The organism is Caballeronia arvi (assembly GCF_001544695.2).
In the GTDB taxonomy this organism is placed as follows: Bacteria; Pseudomonadota; Gammaproteobacteria; order Burkholderiales; family Burkholderiaceae; genus Caballeronia; species Caballeronia arvi.
Genome location: NZ_FCOM02000216.1, coordinates 1 through 1554, shown reverse-complemented (window position 1 = coordinate 1554; position 1554 = coordinate 1). Strand labels below are relative to the sequence as shown.

Genomic DNA, 1554 nt, shown 5'->3' with positions numbered 1-1554 from the left:
CGTCACGTGTGCAGCAGGGACAAGCTGACTCATTTCCTGGTGCGCCTTGCACCCTATCGTAACGGCGAACGAAAATCCGACGGCGTCGTGATTGCCTTCGTCGACGTAACGGGCATGGTGCATGCGGAAGAACGGCAGAACGTATTGATTGCCGAGTTGCAGCACCGCACCCGCAATCTGCTCACTGTGATCCAGTCGATCGCACAGCAGACGCTCCAGCAAAACGTCGCCCTCGAAACCTTCAACAGCCGCCTGGCCGCGCTCGGTCGCCTGCAAGGTCTCATCGGTGAAGCGGACGGCAACCTGATCAACCTCGGGGACATCGTGAAGCTGGAGTTCGACGCAGTCGGCGTCACAGGCAGCGACCGGATCGTCCTCGGGGGCCCGGTGGTACCACTTGGCTTTCGCAATGTGCAAATGATCGCGCTTGTTTTACACGAACTGACCACTAACGCGGTCAAGTATGGTGCCTTGAAGGACGAAGCGGCGCGGCTGGCGGTGCGCTGGAAGGTCGAGCCCAATGGGCACGATGCCGCTTCGCTCGTCATCGACTGGATCGAAAGCGGTGTATCGGCTTCACCAGACAGCTCGAAGACCGGTTTCGGGCGGCAGTTGATCGAGAAGGCACTGCGGTTTACGCTGCGCGCGCGCACGGAACTGGCTTTCGATCCGGATGGCGTTTCGTGTCACATCGAAATACCGTTACCGTCGGCAAGCTCGCATGATGTATAGAGAGCGAACATGAACGAACAGGCGAAAATACTGGATGGTCGAAGAATCATGGTGGTCGAGGACGACTATCTGGTAGCGCTCGGGCTTTCGACCGTACTGGAGGAGGCCGGAGCTCACGTCGTCGGGCCGCTTGCCAGCGCGCAGGAAGCGGTCGCGTTGCTTGAGGAGGGCCGCGAAAAGGTCGACGCAGCGGTTCTGGATGTTGATCTGAACGGCGAAAAATCGTACCCGGTGGCCGATGCACTCGCGTCGCGCAATATCCGCTTTATTTTTGCGACGGGCTATGGCATCGATGCCGTAGCCGAAGGCTATCGACACCACCCCCGGTGCCAGAAGCCGTGCGACCACCAAGCGCTCTTGAAAGCACTGAAAGGCTAGTGCGCACGAATCACCTATGCAGAGCCGCGCATCTAAAGAATCAAGCGCCGTTTTTTTGCTTACACAGGACGTCTGAACTTCGACTTCTCGCGCCGGTTGAATCCGCCGCGGTGCTCGGTCAGATCGGTACGCCTAATGGCGTTTCGAATTCATCGACGAGCCACCGCGAATCATCAATAACTTGTTTCTCACAGCCCAATCGATGCGGTAGATAGATAGTATTCCTACGTACGCGCCGCTAAATTCCTTTATGTAAAATGAAGTGTGTTTTGCCGTTCAACGCGGTTGACTAGGGCCGACTTTTGTACTCACTTTTCTTGTCCGTCGCTTCTGGACGCGTCAACGAAGTCAGCTATAAACTTATTTCGGCTCTTTTGAAAACGGAGTGGGTGATGGCTCTCAGCGGGCATGCGAGTTGAAGGCGGAGAAGTCGAGTTTTCCAGC

At 56.8% G+C, this 1554-nt stretch carries 2 protein-coding genes; both read left to right on the top strand.

Going from position 1 to position 1554, the window contains the following annotated elements; all coding sequences use genetic code 11:
- Positions 1–732 (top strand): HWE histidine kinase domain-containing protein (locus tag AWB74_RS44435; RefSeq protein WP_327363351.1); only part of this gene is annotated, 732 nt, incomplete at its 5' end.
- A 9-nt stretch (positions 733–741) separates the two neighbouring features.
- On the top strand, positions 742–1110 hold the full coding sequence (locus AWB74_RS44430; protein ID WP_061152787.1) for a response regulator: 369 nt from the start codon (positions 742–744) through the stop codon (positions 1108–1110).
- Positions 1111–1554: the final 444 nt, after the last annotated feature.